Source organism: Staphylococcus sp. GDY8P85P, assembly GCF_017892405.1.
In the GTDB taxonomy this organism is placed as follows: Bacteria; Bacillota; Bacilli; order Staphylococcales; family Staphylococcaceae; genus Staphylococcus; species Staphylococcus borealis.
The window spans coordinates 38,316-56,865 of sequence record NZ_JAESLA010000027.1 but is presented as its reverse complement, the minus strand read 5'-3'; the positions used below and the strand labels follow the sequence as shown (position 1 = coordinate 56,865).

14 protein-coding genes and 1 pseudogene are annotated in these 18,550 nt (G+C 34.0%); 9 read left to right on the top strand and 6 right to left on the bottom strand.

What is annotated here, in order from left to right; genetic code table 11:
* Positions 1–49 precede the first annotated feature (49 nt).
* The 3 genes from KA828_RS06975 to KA828_RS06965 form a co-directional block, all read right to left on the bottom strand.
* Positions 50–931, bottom strand: a complete 882-nt coding sequence (locus tag KA828_RS06975; protein ID WP_210125889.1) for a cation diffusion facilitator family transporter — start codon at positions 929–931, stop codon at positions 50–52.
* 211 nt (positions 932–1,142) lie between these two features.
* On the bottom strand, positions 1,143–1,523 hold the full coding sequence (locus KA828_RS06970; RefSeq protein WP_053028717.1) for a GtrA family protein: 381 nt from the start codon (positions 1,521–1,523) through the stop codon (positions 1,143–1,145).
* 27 nt (positions 1,524–1,550) lie between these two features.
* Positions 1,551–3,023: a hypothetical protein gene (locus KA828_RS06965; RefSeq protein ID WP_210125887.1), complete on the bottom strand. Its 1,473-nt coding sequence runs from the start codon at positions 3,021–3,023 to the stop codon at positions 1,551–1,553.
* Positions 3,024–3,161: 138 nt separating this feature from the next.
* On the opposite strand from KA828_RS06965, the gene KA828_RS06960 reads away from it, so the two are divergent.
* The 5 genes from KA828_RS06960 (at position 3,162) to KA828_RS06940 (ending at position 8,212) form a co-directional block, all read left to right on the top strand.
* A complete protein-coding gene (locus KA828_RS06960; RefSeq protein ID WP_210125885.1) occupies positions 3,162–4,307 on the top strand; it encodes a glycerate kinase in 1,146 nt (381 codons plus the stop codon).
* 17 nt (positions 4,308–4,324) lie between these two features.
* Positions 4,325–5,125 carry a hypothetical protein gene (locus KA828_RS06955; RefSeq protein WP_193838999.1) on the top strand — a complete coding sequence of 267 codons (801 nt, stop codon included), beginning with the start codon at positions 4,325–4,327 and terminating at the stop codon, positions 5,123–5,125.
* A gap of 235 nt (positions 5,126–5,360) precedes the next feature.
* Positions 5,361–6,560 (top strand): putative multidrug effflux MFS transporter TcaB, encoded by a 1,200-nt coding sequence (locus tag KA828_RS06950; protein WP_210125883.1) that lies wholly within the window; start codon positions 5,361–5,363, stop codon positions 6,558–6,560.
* A 207-nt stretch (positions 6,561–6,767) separates the two neighbouring features.
* Positions 6,768–7,436, top strand: coding sequence for an iron-sulfur cluster repair di-iron protein ScdA (gene scdA, locus KA828_RS06945; protein ID WP_210125881.1), 669 nt, complete (start codon positions 6,768–6,770; stop codon positions 7,434–7,436).
* 20 nt (positions 7,437–7,456) lie between these two features.
* Entirely contained in the window at positions 7,457–8,212 is a 756-nt protein-coding gene (locus KA828_RS06940; RefSeq protein ID WP_348634775.1) for a class I SAM-dependent methyltransferase, read from the top strand.
* Positions 8,213–8,540: 328 nt separating this feature from the next.
* Here KA828_RS06940 and KA828_RS06935 read toward each other — a convergent pair whose 3' ends face one another.
* Complete coding sequence (locus tag KA828_RS06935) at positions 8,541–9,020, bottom strand: GyrI-like domain-containing protein (protein WP_210125877.1); 480 nt, start codon at positions 9,018–9,020, stop codon at positions 8,541–8,543.
* Positions 9,021–9,160: 140 nt separating this feature from the next.
* On the opposite strand from KA828_RS06935, the gene KA828_RS06930 reads away from it, so the two are divergent.
* A complete protein-coding gene (locus tag KA828_RS06930; protein WP_075109331.1) occupies positions 9,161–9,772 on the top strand; it encodes a C39 family peptidase in 612 nt (203 codons plus the stop codon).
* Between the two features lie 62 nt (positions 9,773–9,834).
* On the opposite strand, the gene KA828_RS06925 is transcribed toward KA828_RS06930, so the two are convergent.
* A complete protein-coding gene (locus tag KA828_RS06925; RefSeq protein WP_210125875.1) occupies positions 9,835–10,653 on the bottom strand; it encodes a metallophosphoesterase in 819 nt (272 codons plus the stop codon).
* Positions 10,654–10,962: 309 nt separating this feature from the next.
* Between KA828_RS06925 and KA828_RS06920 the strand changes: the two genes are divergently transcribed.
* Entirely contained in the window at positions 10,963–12,363 is a 1,401-nt protein-coding gene (locus KA828_RS06920; protein WP_075109333.1) for an amino acid permease, read from the top strand.
* Between the two features lie 316 nt (positions 12,364–12,679).
* A complete protein-coding gene (locus tag KA828_RS06915; RefSeq protein ID WP_210125873.1) occupies positions 12,680–14,887 on the top strand; it encodes a cation:proton antiporter domain-containing protein in 2,208 nt (735 codons plus the stop codon).
* Between the two features lie 63 nt (positions 14,888–14,950).
* Here KA828_RS06915 and KA828_RS06910 read toward each other — a convergent pair.
* Positions 14,951–16,754, bottom strand: a pseudogene (locus KA828_RS06910) (APC family permease).
* A gap of 279 nt (positions 16,755–17,033) precedes the next feature.
* Here KA828_RS06910 and KA828_RS06905 point away from each other — a divergent pair.
* On the top strand, positions 17,034–18,527 hold the full coding sequence (locus tag KA828_RS06905; protein ID WP_210125871.1) for a serine hydrolase domain-containing protein: 1,494 nt from the start codon (positions 17,034–17,036) through the stop codon (positions 18,525–18,527).
* The last annotated feature ends 23 nt before the right edge of the window (positions 18,528–18,550 follow it).

The window sequence follows — 18,550 nt, the reverse complement described above, 5'->3', positions numbered from 1 at the left end:
GAATTTAAAAGAATTCTGTCTCGCTCCCCTAATCATCATTAATCTCGTTCTAATCAATCATTTGATTTAACGTGTCTGGTTCGGGATGAACGTACACGGAAGAAATGCCTTTACTATGTAAGTGATTTTCTACTTTATCACAAATGTCATGTGCCTGTTGCAGTGATAAATGTGCATCAACAACAATTGTTACATCTAAAAAGATGCTACTGCCATGGTAACGTCCCTTAAGATTATTCACGTCTTTAACGTCTTCTACTTCTAAAACAACGTTACGGTATTCTTCAAGATCTTGCTCATTGAAACCATCACTCAGTGCAAATATGGTCTCCTTAAAAATACTAAAACCTGTATAAATAATTAAAAGTCCTAAAACCGTCGCTAATATGACATCGACGATAGAAAATCCGAATTGGGTAAATACTAAACCAATCGCAGTCCCTATACTAACAAGACCATCTGACAAATTATCTTTTGCCGCGGAATTTAATGAGCTACTCTTGGTCTTCTGAGCCAGTCTATGATTGATTGCAAAGACACCAATCATAATAAGTCCACTGATTAAACTCACAAAAATTGTAATGACATTTGGTGTATGGTGTTCATTCGTAAATATTCGAGGTACATTTTCAATCACAACTTGAATACCCACAAACATAATAATAAATGATACTAATAGTGTAGAGATATTTTCAGATTTCAAATGACCATAAGGATGATTTTTATCTGCTGGCTTAATTGAAATTTTCAATCCAACAATGACAGCAATAGATACAATAATGTCTGTCATATTATTCAAAGCGTCTGCTCTAACTGCTGCTGAATCAAATACAAAGCCTGTTATATATTTAGAAACAGATAGAATGATATAAACTACTAAACTTAAATAAGCACCTCTTTGCGCTAATTTAAGATTTTCACTTTGAGACATGTTGTCTACCACCTTAAATGCTTTAATATCAATAGTATGTACCATCGAAAGATGATTGACAACGTTTTTTAATTTCTATAAATTTCATATATTTAAGCGAATTAAATTTTTCGTAAAACCTAAATATTAATTAAGTTGACACCCATAATAATCATTCAATTTATGGTCTGTCGTTGTCACTGTTGTAATTGTTAAATATAATAGCTTCTTTTTAATCTTTTAAGATCCATTTTGAAACTATAAACGTAATTGGAATTGTGATAATTAATCCAACAAATGGTGCGATTTCAGACGGAAATTGAAACCACTTAACAAACACATATAGTAAGAGTGTTTGCATTCCCATATTAATGACTTGCGTTAAAGGAAAGCTTAAAAATTTCTTTAAAGTTGGCGTTACTTTATAAACAAAATAACAATTCAAATAGTAAGAAATTACGAAACTCACTAAGAAACCAACAATGTGACTGATCATATAATTCACATGACATAATTTTAATAATATAAGATACACAATATAATAATTAAGGGTATTAATCCCCCCCACAATTATAAATTTAATAATCTCTAAGTGGGTTTGAGTCAACTTCATCGTGATTCTCCTTTGTCGTCATTCTCTTTAATCTTCAAACGGCAATATTTTAAATGAATATTTCTCTGAAATGTGATGAAACTCTTTGAAGTTAGTTACATCCGCTTCATCTGCTGGTGTCATTTCAAATAAATACGTTTCATACGGCAAATGTGATAATTTAATGTGACGTTGATTGTTACTCATTTGTGCGTGCACATCTTCTAGTCTCTGTTCACTACGAAAGTGTATATCAGTGAAAATAAACATATTTACAATTGCAAAAATAATTATACAACTTTTTAGAATATTATAATGTTTCAAAGTCAAAAAGCTTAATTCTGAAATTAAAATAATGAGTATTATCATACTAAATAGATAAGCCAAATAAAACTGTCTAACTGAAACTTCAGTAATTAATACAACTGGTAATACACTTAGTGGAATTGAAATCAGCGACATATTTACCAACAATCGATTGTATGGTGAGTGAACGATGAGCTTGCATGATATGACAATACTCACCATAAACATCAGACACAATACAATATGAATGACTTCAAACGTGAGTGTTTCAGATAGTTGTTTCACATTGAAAGGTTCATATATGACGAATTTATAGATAGGTAATACACACATGCCTATTTGTAAACTGAATTGTTTCTTTTTAGACCACGTTGAGAATGTGCTACTTCTTAAGAGTAATATTATAATGATAATTACGATTAAAGATAAAATCGTATTATTATTAAAAAACAAATTGTTTGGAATATCTTTGAGAAGCGATGATTCAAATTTGTGAGTCAACCCTAACATATCTAAGTGCCCTCTTAACGCCTCAACACTTGAATAAATATAAATATATTTTTCATTTAATAACATGATCATTGCACCACATAATGACAGCAACCATCCAAGCACCAAACTGTAGTCAAGTTTATGGTATCGTATCGCATAGTAAGTGATGCCAACCAATAATATTGTAGTATTATAAAACGTTAGAGGTTCAGCAAACCACTGTCCTAATAAACATATTCCCCAAAAGATAAACGCATCTATTCGGCTATATTCTTCTTCCTTAAGTAATCCTTTCAATATAAAACTTAATAGATATAGTGAAAAACATGACCCAAAAACATACGTATAAAAAAATTCAAAGTTACCATAGCTTTGTGAAAATAAAGAATTGGGTATAATAAATAATAAAACCATAATGATAATTAAAATGTTTGTGTTACCTATTTGATTCAATAACTTTAATAACAGTAACACGATAAAGGTTGAAATAAGTGCAAATGACATGGTCCGCATTACTATAGAATGAACACTTGCGAATTCTAATATATTGCTAATGTACCGTCCATTAAAATTTTCAAACGCGTTACTAACGACCTGTATGCCGTGGGTACTCCCCCAAAACCAATCCGTACTATGTAAAGGGATAATGAAACCTAAGTATCCGTAAAATAGGATTAATCCAATCATCCAGATGTAAAATTCATGTTGTTTAAGTCTATGCATGTCGAACTCCTTTATGTCAGAAGGTTTGATTTTAAATTACAATCAACCTCTCATAATCGATTATATTATATTCTTATTTTATCAATTATACATTCAAATATTATTTTATACTATACCAACACTAGGAGGTTTACGAAGATGAATCTTAAAAAAATAGTCATTGCTACTGATTCATTTAAAGAGAGTATGTCAGCTAAAGAAGCTGGTTTAGCCATTCAAGATGGTTTTAAAGCGGTATTTGATGATGCGATTCACTATGACATTATCCCAATGGCTGATGGTGGTGAAGGCACAACAGATGCATTAAAAGAAGCGCTTAATGCTAAAACCTATACGATTCCTGTACACGATCCATTACATAGAAGTATTGAAGCGTCATATGCCCGCTCGGATGATGATCAAATTGCCATTATTGAAATGGCTGCATCATCAGGATTAGATTTATTATCAAAAGACGAACGTAACCCACTCATTACATCAACTTATGGTGTAGGCGAAATGATATTAGATGCACTAAATCACGATGTTAGCAAAATTATTCTAGGCATTGGTGGAAGTGCTACTAATGATGGTGGTAGCGGTATGTTATGTGCATTAGGTGCGCAATTTCTAGATGCGCAACGTCAACCTTTACAATTAGGTGGTGGTTATTTATCTGAGCTAGCACATATAGACATATCAAATCTAGATCATAGACTGAAGGACGTTACATTTGAGGTTGCTTGTGACGTAACAAATCCATTACTAGGATCTAATGGCGCAACTGAAGTTTACGGTCCACAAAAAGGTGCTGACGCTAAGATGATACCAAAGTTGGATTCCGCACTAGCGATCTATCATGATATGATAGAACAAGAATTAAATCTAAATGTTAAAGACATTCCAGGTGCTGGTGCCGCCGGAGGATTGGGTACGGGTATTCTTGCATTCTTCAATGCGTCACTTTCTAAAGGCATTGACATTGTGTTAAAAGAAACAGACTTTTCGAGAAGAGTGAAAGACGCAGACCTTGTTATTACTGGCGAAGGTAAAATGGATGCGCAAACTGTCTTTGGTAAGACACCCATTGGGGTAGCAAAAGCAGCAAAAGTACATCATATTCCAGTGATAGCTATTTGTGGAAGTCTTGGCGAAGGGTATCAGGATGTTTACAATCATGGTATAGATAGCGCATTTAGTTTAATTGAACAACCAGAAGCATTACCATCGTTATTAAGTAATGGTAAGCGCAACATGACACATACTGCTGAAAATATTGCTCGACTACTGAAACAAATTATTTGAAATATGAGGTGACTAGCATGAAACGAACAGATAAATATAAAGATTCTTACAAATATGATGAACAATATCGCAAGCGTAATCGACAAAGTGCCGATGAACGTACACGTCATGAGCGACGTGAAAGCCAAGAAGCGTACAATCGTAGCAATGCACGTTATCGTGATGATGATTCTAGATATCAAAATGATGACCAACGCTACCATGATGACTATGACCATCAAGCGCGTTATGAGCGACGTAATGATGACTATGACGACAATGGAAACAGATATTATAATGACCGTGACTTCAGACGTGAGCAACAATTAGAAGAAGAAAATGAAAAAAATAAAAAATCCAAAAAATGGCTTATAGCTATTATTGCAATATTGCTTATTATCGTAGCAATATTTGCGACGAGAGCGCTATTTAACCACAATAGTGGTAATGAACAACAAACGAATACTACTTCAAATGACAACCAAGTATCTAAAGACTATAAAAACGAAGTAGAAAATCAAAGTGATAGCATTAAACAACAAGTCGAAGAAGCCAAAAATGACATTAAAGACAAAGTGGATACAGACTCAAGAATCAAACAAATTCAAGATGATATTAATAGTTTAAAAAATAGTGAACAAACAGGCGAAGATTCTAAATTGACTAAATTTTATCAAGATCAAGTAAATAAATTGAAAGAAGCGAATAACGCGCAACAAAATAATGAAAGTCAAAGTAAAGTAAATGACTTACTTAATGATGTGAATACAAAATTTGATGAAATTAAAGAGAAATTAAATAGTATACTTGGTAACTCAAGTGATACAAATGCACAGTGATAAACCCATAAACAAATCACATACAACATAATACGCTATATCTACATTGCAAATACGTCATCGTAGACGACATTGAGAAGACAGATAAAGCATATTTTCTAAGATATGCGTACCGTTGTAAGGGACGAGATAGAAGGTAAATTGAATTCTATCTCGTTCCTTTTTTATTTTGTAAATTACAAATGCACAAAAAACCTATATAATGTAATTTGCAAACTTTTTAAGGAGACACATTATGCAACCATCAACACATACAAAATTACCCCTATTGCTACTTATTGTCTTAGGTGTAATGACTGCATTCGGACCTATGATCATTGATATGTACCTTCCTGCTTTACCTGAAGCACAACATCAATTTAGGTCATCAACATCTGAAATCCAACTCACCTTATCATTTGCAATGATAGGTTTAGCATTAGGTCAATTCTTATTCGGACCATTATCTGATGCATTTGGCCGTAAAAGAATGGGTCTTATCATATTATGCGTTTTCTTCCTAGCTACACTGAGTGGTATCTTTGCATCAAATTTAATGCTATTTTTATGTATTCGATTTGTCCAAGGTTTTACTGCAGGCGGCATTATAGTTATAGCCAAGGCTTTTGCAGGAGACAGATATCAAGGTGATTTATTAGCTAAATTTCTAGCATCACTGATGGTCGTTAATGGTATTGTTACAATCATCATGCCTTTACTAGGCGGTCTATCTTTGACACTTGGTTCATGGAGAATTGTCTTTGTCATTCTGACCGTTATAAGTTTACTTGTGCTTATCGGTGTCGTGACGACGATGCCTACTACACATCAATCAGAACATATATCGTTAAACTTTAAAGAAATCTTTTTAGATTTTGGAAGTTTATTAAAGAAACCACGATTCATCATTCCAATGTTGCTACAAGGATTAACGTATGTGATGTTATTTAGTTTTTCATCCGCTTCACCATTCATAACGCAAAAGCTATACAATATGACACCTCAGCAATTCAGTATAATGGTAGCAATTAATGGTGTAGGCTTAATCATAGTTAGCCAAATTGTGGCACTTTTAGTCGAGTATATTAATCGTTTCAAACTCATGATTTACTTAACGTTAATACAAGTAATAGGTGTCGTGTTAATTGTTATTACATTATCAATGCATGGTCCGTTATGGATTTTACTGATTGCATTTTTCTTAAACGTATGCCCTGTCACATCTATTGGCCCACTTGGTTTTTCTATGGCAATGGAGGAACGTACAGGTGGAAGTGGTAATGCTTCTAGTTTACTAGGACTATTCCAATTCATTCTTGGCGGAATCATCTCTCCAATAGTAGGACTCAAAGGACAATATGATGCAACACCATACATGATTGTCATTATCGTAACTGCAATTGTATTAATTACACTCCAAGTTATTTACTTTAGAAATCATCGTAACCCAGCATAATCATTGAATAGAATCAGGAAGTGAGACAGCATTCTTTATGAATTCGTTGTCCGCTTCCTCTTTTTTGAAAATAAATTGTTTCAAAAATCCGCGCTAATTATTCACAATTTTTCAATAACTTTCCAACAAATAGGTGACAATACAATTTTTTATAATTGAAAATCATTCTTATTGATTATAATGAAAATAAATAAAGGAGGAATTTCAATGATTACAAATGAATCTATCGTTGCAGACATTGTTACAGATATGCCATTAAGTGCGGATATATTTAGAAAATATGGTATCGACTTTTGTTGTGGCGGTAACATCACTATAAATGAAGCAGTTAAAAATAAAAAAATAGATGCAGATACATTAATAGAAGAAATTAATGCACTTCCTAAACATGATCAAGGAAACATCAATGTGAAATATCTTGATGCACCTTCACTTATACAATATATACAATCTCGTTATCACGAGACAATGCGTGAAGAATTTAAGAATTTATCTCCTTATGTTACCAAAGTGGCAAAAGTCCATGGGCCAAACCATCCATTTTTAATTCAATTACAAGACTTATATCGTCAATATCGTGATGGTATGCTTGAGCATATGGCTCAAGAAGATGAACACGACTTCCCTGCATTAATTAAACTTTCTCGTGGCGAAGAAGTGAATCATGCTTCAGATATTATCCAAAGCTTGGTTGATGATCACACGCACACAGGACAATTATTAGAAGATATGCGTGAATTAACGAACCAATATCAACCGCCGAGTGAAGCTTGTCAAACTTGGAGATTGGTCTATAACCGTCTTGAGAATTTAGAGCGTGAAACCCATGAACATGTACATCTAGAAAATCATGTACTCTTTAACAAATTCAGTTAAGACAGGAAGTGTTGATTATGGTGACTAAAATAGCTGGCCATACGTTTTTAGCTCAATTAGGTAAAAAGCGTTTACGTCCGGGTGGTGTGCTTGCGACAAATTGGCTTATTAATAAAGGGCATTTTTCAAGTGATAAACGTGTCTTAGAAGTCGCATGTAATATGTGTACAACTTCCATTGAATTAGCACGAACTTATCAATGCCATATTGAAGGCGTCGATTTAAATAAAACCGCATTAGAAAACGGTAAACGAAATGTGACGAAACACAATTTAGAGTCGCTCATTCATTTAACACAAGCAAATGCAATGAAATTACCCTTTGAAGATCAAAGCTTCGATATTATTCTTAATGAAGCAATGCTCACGATGTTACCTTACCCAATTAAAGAGAAGGTCTTAAAAGAGTATTACCGTGTATTGAAGCCGAATGGTGTTATACTTACACATGATATTGCAATTATCAATAGACAAAATACTGAAACGGTCATTAATGAATTGAGTCAAGCTATTAATATGAAGGTGACACCTTTAACGCCTGAAAGCTGGTACCAACTCTATCAAGAGGCCGGATTCTCAAATATCGAATCGCAAATTGGTCCATTGACGTTAATGACACCAATAGGTATGATGCGTGATGAAGGCCTACTTGGCACCTTAACCATCATTAAAAACGCGTTAAAACCATCTAACCGTAAAATGTTCTTCACTATGTTTAAAACGATGCGAAGACACAAAAAGAATATGAATTATATCGTTCATGCTGTAAAAAAATAAAGCAACACAATCCTACATGGCTTATGTTGCACAAATGACTAGAACTTAGAAGGGGAGTGGGACCGAATTCTTTTAAATTCGTCGTCCACTCCCAACTTGCTTTGCTTGTAGAATTTCTTAGTGAAATTCTCTTTGTTGGGGCCCCGAACCCCAACTTGCTTAGCTTGTAAAATCACTTTCGTGATTTTTTGTGTTGGGGCCCCGACCGCAAGGATGACTAGAACTGAGAAAAGCTTGATTTAAGCGCCTTCTCAGTTCAGTCAGCTACTGCGAATTTGCAAAATAACTTCATTATATTATTTTTGTCGCGGACTCTCTTAGTTCTAGTCTATTCTTTTATAGGCATCCATATTTCCGTAATGTAGTCAGGGCTTTGAGTATTTCCCGGTAAATAATGTTCAAACATAGGTGCTTGAATCGTTTTAAATGCCGCTTGAGGCAATAATTCTGTATAGATTTTTGGCATCACTGCTTTAATTGCTTCAGGAACACGCCCCTTCGCATCAATAACGACATAGTTGTGTGCCATTAACTTGATTACTTCGAAGTCTGAATCATTGTTATTCAAATCATCATGAGGCACGCCAATAAAATAATCTATACTGTTTTCACGTGGTATGATAACGCCTAATAAGCCAGTTAAAATTTGATTACTGTATTGAGTTAAGGCTTTGACCACGCCTGCTTCATTCATTTCTTGCCAAAATGCTGGAATATCCTGTTGCATTGCTTCACCAGTCGTATACACTCTTAAAACGCCTATAAGTTGAACCTCACCTAGATGTTCAAATCTGTATTGCATTGTCATTGCTATGCCCCCATTTTCTAATTAATAATAAATCATCACTCAATCCGTATTGATATACGCCGTGACGACTAAGGTATATAATAAATTTACTTAAACTAAATGATGGACATCAATAGAGACTGTCTTTGAGGAGAATCATGATGAAAAGAACGATACTACCAATTAAACCAATTAGCCAACTATTTCCAATTCCAATGGTAATGGGATGTGAAGGTGTTTCAGCAGCAATGTTACTTCAATATAACAATCATAATATTAAAGCTACTGAAATCATGAATCATTGGCCTAAGCATCCTAATAATCCCTATAAAGGATATGTTGGTCATCATTTACTCGTCAAATTTGGTCATCATCAAACAATCTTTCCTGATGCTTATGTACCTTATTTACAAACGATTGACGATCGAATTGTAGACGGTACAGGTACTGATTTGTCATCACTAGAAGCTGTCATCGATTCTGGCCAACCAGTTATAATGTATCATACTAATTTAGGTCGTAAACCTTTCCGCAAATATTTCAAATTCGATGATCATAAGAAAGAATTAGTGTCCAACATTCATATCACACTATTAATCGGATATGATGATCAATTCTACTATTATATTGATCCTTTATGGAGTCACTTATTTAAACACTTTATCTTTCCTGCCATTGTGCCTAATCGCTTTCAAGTCATTAAAATTGCTAAGCAAAAATTAGAACGTAGCTTTAATGCGCCTGGTCGTACATGTATTTATCTTCAAGTGTAATATAGGCCACTATTTAAGTGAGATTGAGTCAATGTTAATTGTATCTCAACCTCACTGATTTTTTATATATCACGCACTTCAAATGTGACTAACGACGCATCGAGCTCTTGCATAAGATCAGTTGTTCGCCATTGTCGTTGATACCCTAAACAAGGACAAATATAAGTAATCCCTGCTTCAGACAACGTCTTTCGAAAATGTACGTGCCCCATAATGCTATAACGAATAGGATACGTCTGATAAAACGCATCAACGTCTTTCGTACCTATATATGCATTAAAGAAATCAAAAATACGATGTGGCGTTGGTACAACAAATTGTGGATGCGTCACAATATGCGTCATTAGAATAATCTGTTTATCCTTTACATGTTCTAAGTCATGTTGAATTTGGTTAGCAGCCTGCTTAGATAATGCTCTATCTTCAATATCCCAGTCGATTTTCACTTTATCTTGCCATGTTGCACCGTAATACTTCCCTCTTTGGATGCGTTCCAAATCAAATTTGTCATCCGCGTACCGATAATCATACCAAGCCGTATGCCCAACAACTGCCCAATTCTCATTTATAATATACGGTTTTCCAATTAAACACTCTGGCTTATCCACATAGAAATTATAAATTTCTGATGACGTTAACGAGGCTTCAGAAGTCCAATAATCATGGTTCCCTGGCACAAATAAGACTGGAATACCACATTTTGCTTTTAAATCTTGAATAAATTGATAACTCTGCTGAAAATGATTAGACACATCTCCGGCAATTAATAGTAATGCGACATCCCTCTGTTGAACCAGTTGTACAAGTGTTTCAAGATATACCTTTGGCTCTAGTTTAGGATGTCGATCAATATGTAAATCTGAAATTGCACCTATCTTCATTCGTGTCGTCCCTCTTACTTGTTATGAATTGAAATCATTATGTCATAGTTATTATGAATAATAAATAAATCTGTTTATTAAATTTTCAGAAATTTGTTTATATTTTATTAAATTAAGCGTATAATAAAAATACCTTTTAGCAAAGTTACATCATTTGTGAACAATTATTATTGTTTTCACTTAATATCTGATATTTAACAATTAATGCGATTTACTTAATACTTTGTTAAAAGCAAATTTTTTACATATAAAAGAAAGCGTTTACACTAAAATTTAAAAACACATCACTGCTTTCTAAGGAGGAAGTATATGGCTAGACAATTGGAAAGAGAACTAAGCAACAGGCATATTCAATTAATTGCGATTGGGGGCGCAATTGGTACAGGATTATTCTTAGGTTCAGGTCAAACAATTGCTTTAACAGGGCCTTCCCTCTTATTAACATACATGATTATCGGCATGGTTATGTTCGCATTCATGCGCGCACTTGGAGAATTATTATTAAGTAATACACGCTTTAATTCATTTGTAGATATTGCGAACGAATACATAGGTCCTTTTGCAGGATTCGTCATAGGATGGACATATTGGCTTGCATGGATTGCTTCAAGCATGTCTGATTTAACAGCTATGGGACAATATTTTAGTTTCTGGTTCCCTCAAGTGCCACATTGGATCACCGTTTTATTTATCGTACTGATGTTAATCTCATTTAACATGTTAGGTGCAAAATTATTCGGTGAATTAGAATTCTGGTTCTCAATTATTAAAATTTTAACTATCATAGCGATGATTATTGTAGGTTTAGTCATGATATTCTTCTCATTCAAAACCTCTTATGGTCACGCTTCATTTAGTAACTTAATCAATCATGGTGGTATATTCCCTAATGGGCCATTTGGTTTCTTGATGGCATTCCAAATTGCAGTATATTCATTTATTGGTATAGAACTTATCGGGGTAACAGCGGGTGAAACGAAAGACCCTAGAAATGTCATCCCTAAAGCGATCAACAACGTGCCAATCCGTATTCTATTATTCTATGTGGGTGGGCTATTAGTCATCATGTCTGTCATTCCTTGGAATAAAATCGATTCAAATAGTAGTCCTTTCGTAACCATGTTTAGCTTAATCGGCTTACCATTTGCTGCTGGACTTGTTAACTTCGTTGTATTAACTGCAGCTGCATCAGCAACAAACAGTGGTATTTACTCAAACAGCCGTATTCTATTTGGACTTGCTAAACAAGGTTTAGGACCTAAAGTTTTAAGTAAAACAAATGGTAACAGTGTGCCATACTTATCTATGTTAGTATCATCTGGAACATTATTAGCAGCTGCGTTATTAAACTTTATTTTCCCAGATGCTATCAAACTATTTATCTATGTAACAACACTTTCAACTGTACTATTTTTAGTAGTATGGGCGATGATTATTATTTCTTATATTATTTTTGTGAAGAAAAATCCAGAAGAACACCATAAAAATAAATTCAAACTTTTTGGTGGATTAAAAAGTGCATACGTCGTACTTGCATTCTTTGCATTTGTGTTTGTACTGTTATTCTTTAGTGAAGACACTAGAGCAGCAATTTTCATTTCACCAATATGGTTTATCTTCTTGTTCATCTTCTATAAAAAATATAAATCAAATGCAGAAGATTTAGCAGAACGAACACGTAGTCAAGGTCGTAATTCAATCAATTACTAATGAAAACTCAACCATCAATCATCCATATCAATAAACAACTAAAGTGGAACAATGCATCCTAAAATGCATTGTCTTCCACTTTTATTATTTCAAAACGCTATATAAGATGATACTAATCTTATTCAACTTAATCCCTATCGGTTAACCTATGCTCACAGCCTCATTATCAAAGTCCGTTTATAACAATCTTAAATATGGTATACAAAAAATACTTACACTAAATCATTTACTATTTATCAAATCGTCTTCCATTTTTTGGTAGCTTATCCTATCGCATGGTAAACTATGATTATTCAATTTATTAAAGGAGTTATTCATGGAGCTATTAGAAGCATTTTTATTATTCATATTCGCAGTGATTATTAGTTCTATTATTTATAATAGGTTCCCTAAAATTCCCACTGCATTTATTCAAATTGCCTTAGGTGTCTGCTTATTCGTATTGCCCATCCCGATGCATTTTGAATTTGAATCGGAAGTATTTATGATGGCAGTCATCGCTCCACTACTATTTGTGGAAGGTACACATATTTCAAGAACAAAGTTACTTGAATATCGTAAACCGATTATTTTAATGGCTATGGCGCTTGTGTTTGCTACAGTTATCGGCGTTGGTTTCTTTATTCATTGGATTTGGGCTGATTTACCAATGCCTGCAGCTTTTGCAATTGCTGCCATTCTTTGCCCAACAGATGCTGTCGCAGTTTCTGCAATCACGAAGGGGAAAATTTTACCAAAAGGATCCATGTCCATTCTTGAAGGTGAATCATTACTTAATGACGCTGCAGGTATTATCTCATTCAAAATTGCAGTTACCGCACTTGTAACGGGTAGTTTTTCAGCATTTGATGCGATAGGTCAATTTATTGTTTCAACGATTTTAGGTGTATTGATTGGTATCATCGTTGGTGCGTTAGTTGTGACATTAAGAGTATATCTAACGACCAATAAAGGCATGAAAGACAGTAATACGTTAATGTTTATCCAATTACTCACGCCTTTTGCTGTTTATTTTATTGGCGAAGAACTTCATGCATCTGGAATCATTGCCGTTGTTGTTGCAGGTTTAATCCACGGTTTAGAACGTGATCGTTTAATTCGTGCCCAAACAGAATTACAGATGAACTATAACCAAATATGGAACACGCTTAGTTATGCTTTAAATGGTTTCGTCTTTGTTGTTTTAGGTTATATTGTTCCCGAAGTCGTAATGGAAATTATTCATGACGAACCGCAGAACATTGTATTCCTAATTACAACCGCTTTATTAATTGCACTTGCCATTTACGTGTTTAGATTTATTTGGGTGTATATGTTATTTAAAGATTTTTACTATCCAAACAACGTTCAATCCTACCTAGATGATGAAGAAGATACTGGGCCACCGAAACGGAAGCATTATGCCTTCATCATGACGATGTGTGGCATACACGGTACCATTTCATTATCTATGGCGCTCACACTTCCGTATATGATGGATGGTAATCAAGAATTTATATATCGTAATGACTTATTGTTTATCGCTTCCTTTATGGTCTTAACAAGCTTAATTCTCGCCCAAGTGGTGCTACCACTGATCACACCTTCTGAACAAATGTCAGAATTTAAAGGTATGTCCTATCAATCAGCCAAAATATTTATGGTTCAACACGTTCTTGATGCGTTTAAGACGAAAAACTCAGAAGGAAAGCAGATGGATTATCGACCAATATTAAACCAATATTTTAATGAATTATCATTCTTAATCAATATGGAACCAGATAATAAAAATACGAAGGAATTACGACGACTGCAAGAAATCGCTGAAGAAGAAGAAACAAGAACGTTAGAACGTTTAATCGAGAAAGAAAGAATTACTAAAAAAGATTTAACAGACTACCGCAATATTATGGAATTTAGTCAATCTTATCGAGAAATGTCGATATTAAGAAAGATAAACCGCTTCTTTAAATTGATTGGGTTACGCTTTAAAGCTCGAAAAGAATCCAGAAAAGAAGCACACCGTATTCATAAAGAAAATCGTGCATTATTAAAAGAAGAACATCAAGCAACGACTGAACAGAATAAAATGGATATTAAAGCGAAACGTGAAGCGTATAAAGTAGAACGTGAAAAAGCGAAAAATGCTAAAAAGGTTCAAAGAGAAGCATTTGCAAATAGCTTTAATAAAGTTCAACAATTAATGCGTGTCGTAAACCACAATGTCATTATGAAAATGCGTGAAGAACAAAACAGTTCAAACGTATTAGAAATTAGTTTAATTATTAACCAATATCACAACTTATCACGTACACTACGTCACAATAAAAATAGAAAGCAACAAAGAGCAGAAAACAAAGAAACGTATGAACTTACAACCCTTCAACAACATGATGCAAAACTTGAAGCATTATATATCCAACGTACCATTTTAGATGAATTGATTTCTCGAAATAAAGTAACGAATGAAGTTGCAACCCAATTGAGAGAAAATATTAACTATAATGAGATTGTTTTAGCACACGAAGCGAGCAATGCACACTAAAACTAATAAAGCCCATAGTTAATGCTACGCATTATCTATGGGCTTTTCTTTATGGTTTTCATCTTATTTATGCAATTTAAACGGTACTGTGGCTAAAATAACATTCTTTTGATAGAACAAATGCATTTTTAATCTAATACTCGTTTGATTGTGTAAGAAATTATGCCAAGATTTTTTTGTAATAAACTGTGGTACCACAACAGTAATGACATAATTTTTATCATTCGCTTTTTTATTAATTTTATCAATAAAGCGTGAGATGGGTCTAATAACACTTCGATATTCCGAATGGAAAATGACGTTCCCATTTTTCAGCAAAGCATTTATCTGCTTCATCACCAAATGAAACATGCACTGCGATAACATCATCAGCAATCATTTGAGCGTAATATACAGATTTATCAATGGCTGACGTAATCGTACTGACTGGAACAAGCGCCAAGTTTTTATCAACAATTGGCATATCTTGTACCATAGCAGTTGATTTCAATTGTTTAGCAATATCTTTGTAATGCCCTTTGATTCGTAAAAATACAATTACAATCAAAGGTAAAAAGATTAATATTGGCCATACATGACTAAATTTAGTGATTAAGAAAATCATAAATACGATAAATGTGATTGTTCCACCTATCGCATTGGCTATCAGTTTACGAGACCAGCCTTTCTCTCTTCCTCTTACCCATTTAAGCACCATACCATATTGTGCTAATGTGAACGGTATAAATACACCTACAGCATAGAGTGGAATCAAGTTCTCAGTTTTACCATCAAAAATAATGATAAGTAAAATTGCCCCTACACCTAAAGTAATAATAGAGTTTGAATAGCCTAATCGATCTCCACGCACACTAAACATACGTGGCATATATTTATCTTTGGCCATACTTGCTGCAAGCATTGGGAACGCAGTAAACCCTGTATTCGCTGCTAAAACTAAAATCATTACTGTTGTTGCTTGAACAAAATAGTAACCGGCATTGTGTCCTAGAATGTTCATAGCTAATTGTGATAATACAGTTGTTTCCGTTTCAGGCATAACACCATACCAGTAGGCTAAACCGACAATACCTACTAATAGAAATGCCAGGATACTTCCCATTGCAATTAACGTTTTAACCGCATTTTTAGGACCAGGATCTTTGAAATTCGTTACCGCATTAGATATGGCTTCTACACCGGTTAAAGATGAGGCACCTGATGAGAATGCTTTAAGTAACAAGAATAATGTCACACCTGGTACAGCTGTCCCTACTGTTGCATGCATATGTGGCTCAGCTTGACCAGTTGCAACTTTCCATACACCTACAACAATCATTATTATTAACCCTATAATGAATAAATAAACTGGATATGACAATACTGTAGCCGATTCTGTCAAACCACGTAAATTCATAATTAAAATAAATAGCACGAGTAAACATGCAATCAATACTTTATGATGATATAGCGATGGAAAGGCGGCTACAAACGCATCTGCGCCTGAAGAAATACTTACCGCTACAGTTAATATATAATCAACAAGTAATGAACCTCCTGCTACGAGTCCCCATTTTTCTCCTAAGTTTGTCTTAGAAACCATATACGCCCCGCCACCTTTAGGATAGGCATAAATGACTTGGCGATAAGATAAGATTAAAGCCGCTAACAGTATTAATACGCCACATGCTATTGGTAACGTATACCAAGATGCCACTGCACCAACAACTGCTAGTGTAATCAAAATCTGCTCTGGACCATAAGCTACTGAAGACAATGCATCAGAAGAAAGTATTGCTAAAGCCTTGAAATTACTGATTTTCTCGTTCTTCAAATCGCGATTTCTTTTAGGTTTACCAATTAAAAGTCTTTTAAATTGAGTGAACATAATACTCTTTACCTCTTTATATTCAAATTCAATGGATAAAATATACTCCCATTTTGATGAAAAGTATAGCTATTCCTACAATTTTAATGTTATTTTTTACTATATTAGTTACATTTTACAGCAATATTTAGTTGAATTTTACCCATTATTTATTTGAAAAATAAATAGCAAACAATCTATGACAGAAATTTAAGAGCAATTTAAACAAAAACTTGCTATACTAATCTCGTTAACATAGTAAATTGTTCACTACTCAAATCATAAAATAGAGGAAATAAAATGAAAAAGATCATACTTTTCAGTAGCATCGTATTAATTGTTATCTTACTTATCTGTTCGATTATAATGAAATGGCACCCGACGTATTCAATGTTCAGTCCTACTTCTCAAGATTATATAGATAACATGGTTAAAAGTGAGATGGACGATGGTCATATACCGGGTGTCTCAGTGTTAATGATTAAAGATAATAAAGTATTACTTAATAAAGGCTACGGCTATGCAAACATCGAAAATAAACATAAAGTAACACCTAATACGCGTTTCGAAATTGCTTCGAATTCCAAGGCAATGACAGGCTACGCTATTATGCAACTCGTCAACAAAGGTAAAATCCAATTAAACGATCACATCAGTCAATACATTCCCAATTTTCATATGACTTATAAAGGAAAAAAGGTAGACATCACCATTAACCAGTTAATCGCTCAAACAAGTGGGATTCCAGGAGATATAACTAATAATGACCGTATTACTAAAAAGACTAATGATTTAGAAGGCATTGTGAAAAGTATTAATGGTCGTTCATTAAACCATCGACCAGGAGAACAATTTGAATATTCGAATATGAACTACAATATTTTAGGGTTAATTGTTCAAAATGTATCTCACTCTCCCTATTCAACTTACATGCGTGAACACATTTTCAACCCTTTAAATATGTCGCATATTTCTACTAAAGAGAATAATGATAAAGGTGCGCATGATGCACAAGGTTATGATATTAAACATCGCAAAGCCTACGCAGATCACCCAACATTTAACATTGGTGATAACCCGTCAGCTTATTTGATGGCGAGCACGAATGACTTGCAACCTTGGATAAAATTTCAACTTCATCCACCGAAACATTTGGAAGCGTTAGTAGAAGCGACACACAAACCTAAAGTACAAACACATGATGATGATCATTCCCAATATGCAACTGGTTGGTTTGTTACTCGTCAAAATCAAGAGACACTTATCTATCATCCGGGTACACTTGAGAACTACTCATCTTATATTATTTTAAATCCTAAGAAAGACTATGGCATTGTTATTCTCGCAAATGCTTATTCTGATCACATTCCAACACTTGCGAAACATTTAAATACACAATTAAGCCAGGGCCAACACGTTGACACAATTCAACATGATATTCTTCAGCACCAAATTGTGATTACTGTCATCTCAATTGTTATTTGGATGGCTGTTGTAGTCATTTTAATATGTGTATATCGTCACATCATTCACCACCGCCCAATTCAATTGCGTATCAATCATCGCAATACTCAATATCGCATGTGTATACTTTCTGCGATCTTTATATTAGTTTTAGGCTTATTACATGTATTACCTTCAGTGTTACTCAATGGTTCTGATTGGCAGTTTATAATGTCTTGGCTACCGATATCAGCTAAAGTTTGTTTATTAAGTGTTATCACATTATTAACGAGTCTTTATGCTTTCATGCTTTTAAAAATAATAACAGTATCAAAAGCGTCAAAATCATAAAATTGCGATAAACTGCTATGATT

Bases quoted from the DNA above. Each gene is read 5' to 3' on its own strand.
- KA828_RS06935 (WP_210125877.1), bottom strand. From the start codon at position 9,020: ATGACAATGCAATACAGATTTGAACATCTAGGTGAGGTTCAACTTATA.
- KA828_RS06925 (WP_210125875.1), bottom strand. From the start codon at position 10,653: ATGAAGATAGGTGCAATTTCAGATTTACATATTGATCGACATCCTAAA.
- KA828_RS06975 (WP_210125889.1), bottom strand. From the start codon at position 931: ATGTCTCAAAGTGAAAATCTTAAATTAGCGCAAAGAGGTGCTTATTTA.
- KA828_RS06965 (WP_210125887.1), bottom strand. From the start codon at position 3,023: ATGCATAGACTTAAACAACATGAATTTTACATCTGGATGATTGGATTA.
- KA828_RS06920 (WP_075109333.1), top strand. From the start codon at position 10,963: ATGGCTAGACAATTGGAAAGAGAACTAAGCAACAGGCATATTCAATTA.
- KA828_RS06950 (WP_210125883.1), top strand. From the start codon at position 5,361: ATGCAACCATCAACACATACAAAATTACCCCTATTGCTACTTATTGTC.
- KA828_RS06915 (WP_210125873.1), top strand. From the start codon at position 12,680: ATGGAGCTATTAGAAGCATTTTTATTATTCATATTCGCAGTGATTATT.
- KA828_RS06970 (WP_053028717.1), bottom strand. From the start codon at position 1,523: ATGAAGTTGACTCAAACCCACTTAGAGATTATTAAATTTATAATTGTG.
- KA828_RS06905 (WP_210125871.1), top strand. From the start codon at position 17,034: ATGAAAAAGATCATACTTTTCAGTAGCATCGTATTAATTGTTATCTTA.
- KA828_RS06930 (WP_075109331.1), top strand. From the start codon at position 9,161: ATGAAAAGAACGATACTACCAATTAAACCAATTAGCCAACTATTTCCA.
- scdA (WP_210125881.1), top strand. From the start codon at position 6,768: ATGATTACAAATGAATCTATCGTTGCAGACATTGTTACAGATATGCCA.
- KA828_RS06955 (WP_193838999.1), top strand. From the start codon at position 4,325: ATGAAACGAACAGATAAATATAAAGATTCTTACAAATATGATGAACAA.
- KA828_RS06960 (WP_210125885.1), top strand. From the start codon at position 3,162: ATGAATCTTAAAAAAATAGTCATTGCTACTGATTCATTTAAAGAGAGT.